Annotated in this window: 4 protein-coding genes (1 of these 4 only partly in view); 2 read left to right on the forward strand and 2 right to left on the reverse strand. The window is 35.1% G+C overall.

The window, feature by feature from the left end; translation table 11 throughout:
• Positions 1-83, reverse strand: partial view of a queuosine precursor transporter gene (locus N2201_03865; protein MCX7785349.1) — the 5' portion only. 712 nt of this gene lie to the left of the window's left edge; only the first 83 of its 795 coding nucleotides appear in the window; it begins with the start codon at positions 81-83; its stop codon lies off the left edge, out of view.
• A 126-nt stretch (positions 84-209) separates the two neighbouring features.
• Entirely contained in the window at positions 210-3,170 is a 2,961-nt protein-coding gene (gene mfd, locus N2201_03870; GenBank protein ID MCX7785350.1) for a transcription-repair coupling factor, read from the reverse strand.
• Between the two features lie 652 nt (positions 3,171-3,822).
• On the opposite strand from mfd, the gene N2201_03875 reads away from it, so the two are divergent.
• Together N2201_03875 and N2201_03880 are read left to right on the forward strand one after the other, a co-directional pair.
• Positions 3,823-4,128, forward strand: a complete 306-nt coding sequence (locus N2201_03875) for a nucleotide pyrophosphohydrolase (protein MCX7785351.1) — start codon at positions 3,823-3,825, stop codon at positions 4,126-4,128.
• A gap of 112 nt (positions 4,129-4,240) precedes the next feature.
• Positions 4,241-5,359: a fibronectin type III domain-containing protein gene (locus N2201_03880; protein MCX7785352.1), complete on the forward strand. Its 1,119-nt coding sequence runs from the start codon at positions 4,241-4,243 to the stop codon at positions 5,357-5,359.
• Positions 5,360-5,384 lie beyond the last annotated feature (25 nt).

The following is a 5,384-nucleotide window of genomic DNA, read 5'->3' on the forward strand; positions in this document are numbered from 1 at the left end:
GACCGACGGTACCGCTTTATTGACCATGGAATAGCAATACTGGCAAATGTCAATGTTACAAGCCAAATTAAGATAATAACCATACTTTGTTAAAAACCCAAAACCTTTTTGCGACAAGGATTATAACAATAATTAGTTATAAGTCAACGAATTTAATGTTAATTTTTATTATGGAAAAAACTTCTTTTTCCAAAGGGATTTGTTATGAGTTATTTGAGATGTTGCGAGAGTAATCTTAAAAGCGTATTAATATTACCATATGTTGTGAAAGTTTTTTCCAGCCGGACAAGAGTAATTTGATTATTTTTCAATGATACTTTTAATAGATTGAGTGCTTTGGCTTTAAGCCTGATTTCCGCAATAATAAATAGATTTTCAATAACATCAGGATATTTTCCAAATCGGTCTTTTAGTTCTTCTTTGATTAACTTTAATTCTCCCTCATTTTCTAAAGAGAGTAATCGTTTATAGATTGCCACTCGTTCGTAAGCATCGTTGATATAGGTTTCAGGGATATATGCGGAAACATCTAAAGAAAGTTCTGGTTCAGTTGGAGTCGCCTCGCCTTGCAATTTTGCAATTGCTTCTTTTAGCATTTGCTGATATAAAGTAAATCCAACACCGGCAATATGACCATGCTGTTCAGAACCCAAAATATTTCCGACCCCCCTTATTTCCATATCTCGCATGGCTAAACGAAACCCTGCGCCTAACTGAGAATAAGCCAGTATGGTTGCAATGCGTTTTTTCGCAGTTTCGGTAACTTCTTTATCGGGTATAATTAAAATACAAAAACCTTGCTTATCTGACCTCCCAACTCGTCCTCGTAGTTGATGTAAATCCGCTATGCCAAATTCGTGGGCACGATTAATAATAATTGTATTGACATTAGGCATATCTAAACCCGATTCCATAATTGCCGTAGCAACTAAAATGTCATACTTCTTATCAAGAAAATTGAGATAAATTTCCGCAAGCGCTTTTTCCGACAACTTACTATGGGCTACTGCAATCCGCCAGTTAGGATTTAAATTGTAGAGCCGCCGAGTAATGTCCTTAATCGATTCAATCCGATTATGAATAAATAGAACCTGTCCCTGCCGTGAAAGTTCTCTTTGAATCCTCTGATAAATAAATTCGTTATTCCAGGTTGTAACTTCAGTGATAATATCTTTTCTGCCAACTGGTGGTGTATGAATTGGCGAAATATCACTAATTCCGACTAAGGCTTTATACAAAGTTCGGGGAATTGGTGTTGCGGTAAGCATTAAGACATCAACGGTTGATTTTAATTTTTTTATCATTTCTTTTTGTTTCACGCCAAATTTCTGCTCTTCATCAATGATTAATAGGCCTAAATCCTTAAACGCAATCTTAGGATTTAAGAGCATATGAGTCCCGATAATAATATCGACCTTTCCGTTTCGTAAATCGGCAATAATTTTTTCTTGCTGAGTTTTAGAAATAAATTTTGATAACATTTCAATGCGAAAAGGAAAATCCACAAAGCGCTTCTTAAAAGTATTATAATGCTGATAACATAATATCGTAGTCGGTACTAAGACACAAACCTGTTTTAAGTTTGTCACCGCCTTAAAAGCTGCGCGTAGTGCAATTTCCGTTTTGCCAAAACCAGTGTCACCACAGACTAAACGCTCCATTGGTTTGACGCTTTCCATATCCCTTTTTACTTCGGCTAAGGTTTTTAATTGGTCTGGCGTTTCTTCAAAAGGAAAAGTCGCTTCAAATTCAGTTTGCCAGAGTTCATCTTGGCTTAAAGGTGTTTTAGTAGCAACAATTCGTTTAGCATAAATGTTTATCAATTCTTGAGCATAATCTTGGGCGGCTTTTGCGGCTTTAAGTTTAGTCAGTAACCAACTCTTAGTTCCGATACGGCTTAAAGTTGGTAAAGAATCATCAACTCCAATATAGCGTTCGATAAGACTAAGATTTTCCACTGGCACATACAATTTTTGCCCCTGGGCGTAATGAATCAACAAGAAATCTTTTTCCACATCATCAACTTTAATTCGTTTAATGCCCGCAAACTGTCCAATGCCATAATCAATATGAACCACATAATCACCTTTATTTAAAGCCAACAAATCGTCAAGAGGTTGACCCTTAAATTTTCGTTTGGGTAATTTCACAATCGGCTGGCCAAACAATTCCCTTTCCGCAATCACACAGAGATTATCGCTAAGAGCAAGCATTCCTAAACTTAAACTGCCTAAAAGATATTGAGGTTGATTGCCCAAAACACGCATCAATCGCTCTCGTTGATATTCATAAGGAACAACAATGAAATATTCCAAATGCGAGGCGTCAATTTCTGATTTTAATAATCGGAGGTTTTTAAAATATTGTGGTGGGGGATAAAAGTTAAAATTGAAATCACCCTTTTCGTTAGTTAAAAAAATACATTTAGCAAAACAATCAAATACCTCTTGATAATCATTTTGATAACTTACTTCCGATATAATCACACTGCTTTTTGGTAATATATCTATGAGTCGCTCTTTTAAGTCTTCTGGTTTAACTCGGCAATAGAATTCAATCTCATTCAATAAAGCAATTGACCGCTGGCTCAATGTATCAAAGTATCTTAAGGATTCAATCTTATTATCAACGAATTCAATTCTTATGGGATTTGTCTGATTATTGGGAAAAACATCAACAATACTACCTCGAACTGCATACTCACAAGGTTCTGAAACTAAGTCAACTCGTTCGTATTGACTATTTTCTAAAAACTCTAATAACTGACCGATTGGTAAATCCATATCTTTTCTCAATCTCATTTGATATTGTGAAAGAACTTTAACCTCAGGAACTAAAGTCAATAAATCTTCTTTTTTAATAATAATGATTTGAAAAGTATTATTACGAACTGAATTTAAATAATCAAACTCATTAGACTCAGCGGGATTAAATAAAATAATTTTTGGGGAGGGTAAAAACGACAAGAGGTCGGAATAAAGACTGTTTTTATTGTGGTCATCTTCAGCCAGATATATAATATTACTTTTAAGTTGTTTGATTATAGCAAGACAGATTAATGGTTTGGCACCAGCAAAACCCGTAACCGAAAAGAGCGAATCTTTTGCGGCCTTATCTAAAAACGCTTTGACTCGGTTTAGACGGATAAATCGCTGATACAAAATTTCCATATTCTATATAAAAAGTTAAAACCTTTAGGTTTTACTGGTATTCCCGATTATAATTCAAGGCAGAATTTTTTTTGTGAATTACAAAGATTTAAGAACCGCTAAAACTATATAATTGTTCAAAATATAGGGGGCGTTTTCCGCCCCCTTACACTACTTTTTCTTTGCCTTGGGCTCACTCTTTTTACAAGATGCCTTCGGCTTGGCTCGTTTCATACATGGCATAGTGCCTCCTATTTAGTACAATTTATTTTAACATAAAATAGTATTTTGTCAATCATAAAAATAGGTGGGTAATGTATAATAATTTGTGTAAATTGAGACTTGATATGTTAAAAAATAAAGTGCATCCTCCTATGATGGACAATTTTAATAATGAGAAAAAAAGAACACACCTAATGGAAGGAAAAAATTTTTGATGCTACCATAAAAAAATTGGGGGTGGTTTAGGCTCTTTATTGATGGCAAGTCTATTTCTATTGGTTCAATTTCAGAAAGGATGCTAAAACAAGTGTTAGAAAATTTGAGAAAAGAAAAATTAACAATCGATATTTATACTTATATCTTTCGTTTAATTTATCTAAACGCCTAAACATTTTTAGGACTCGCTTACATCAGTTCTTGACAAATTATAATTCTTCAGCATACTTAAATCGTGACGATTGACGAATTTCAAAAATTGATTGAGCAACTCTATTATACCAAAGACAAAAAGCGTGGGCTTGAGGGAACTTTTATGTGGTTTTTAGAAGAAGTCGGCGAACTCTCAAGAGCAATCAGAAAAACCAAAAGCGGTAAACCACAAACAAAAAGAGAATTAGAAGAAGAGTTTGCCGATTGCTTTGCCTGGCTTATAACCTTAGCCAGTCTTACCGGCATTAGATTAGAAACCGCTATCCAAAAATACAAAACCGGTTGTCCTAAATGCCATAAAACACCTTGCAAATGTAAAGAAAAATGATTTTGCCTATTTTTAGATTTAATGAGTTAATGAGTTTTGGACACATCGCTTTGTTCAATTATTCAACTCAAAAACTCACCAACTCATCAACTCAATAGTTTGGAGGTTATTAATGAATATTTTTTTGATTTTATTATTGACTTTATCAATTGAACCTGTTACCAATATCAAAGCCTTTGATACGCCTAACGATGCGGGTAAAAGTATTACTGTGACTTGGACGCCCAGCATTACTGAAAATATCGATGGCTATCAAATCTTGCGCCGCGAAAAAGACCAAGGCTTTATTTGTATTGCCAGACTTTCTCCTTTCGAAAAACAATTCGTTGACGAAAAAGTAGTATCGGGCAAAGAATATTCTTATCAGATTGTTACTTATAAAATTATCGGTAATGACACACTACGAGCCTATTCCCTATCAACCAATTTTATCCGAAGTTCGGCACAATGGTTTAACACTAATCGCATAAATGTTCTAATTGGCATTATCATCTTTTTCAGTCTTATTCTTTATTTTATTTCTCGTGCTCGGCAGGGAAAAGAATTATTTATTCGACGCATTGCGGGATTGGATGCAGTTGAAGAAGCAGTTGGTCGTGCAACCGAAATGGGAAAACCAATCCTTTATGTTCCTGGGCTCTCATCCGTCAGTGATATTGCGACAATTGCTGCGATTAATATCTTAGGTGAAGTTGCCAAAAAGACTGCCCAATATGAAACAACCCTGATTGTGCCAAATCGAGACCCGATTGTTTATACAGTTGCTCGCGAAGTTGTAAAAGAAGCATATACTAATGTTGGCCGTCCAGATGTCTTTAAGCCGGAAAATATCTTCTTTATTACGGATAGTCAATTTGCTTATGCTGCGGCTGTGGACGGCATAATGGTGCGAGAAAAACCGGCAACTAATTTCTTTTTAGGAATGTTCTGGGCTGAATCTTTAATCTTAGCCGAAACTGGAGCTACAACTGGCGCTATCCAAATTGCTGGTACTGATTCCATTTATCAATTACCATTTTTTATCACGGCTTGCGACTATACTTTAATTGGCGAAGAACTCTATGCCGCATCCGCTTATCTTTCTCGCGAACCGAAATTACTCGGCTCTTTAGTTGGTCAAGACTACGGTAAGATTGTTATTGTCATTGTCATCTTTGTAGTTAGTATTCTAATGCTCCTTAGTGTTAAATTTCCAGTTTTGAATATCCTGAGGTTTTTTAATGTCAGTTAATCTTTTTTTCTATTATTCTGAGTAA

Source organism: candidate division WOR-3 bacterium, from assembly GCA_026418155.1.
Lineage (GTDB): Bacteria > Hydrothermota > Tepidihabitantia > Tepidihabitantales > CAIPLT01 > JAOABV01.

What these genes read in the sequence shown, in the direction of transcription:
- mfd (MCX7785350.1), bottom strand. Translation starts at nt 3,170, where the DNA reads ATGGAAATTTTGTATCAGCGATTTATCCGTCTAAACCGAGTCAAAGCG.
- N2201_03880 (MCX7785352.1), top strand. Translation starts at nt 4,241, where the DNA reads ATGAATATTTTTTTGATTTTATTATTGACTTTATCAATTGAACCTGTT.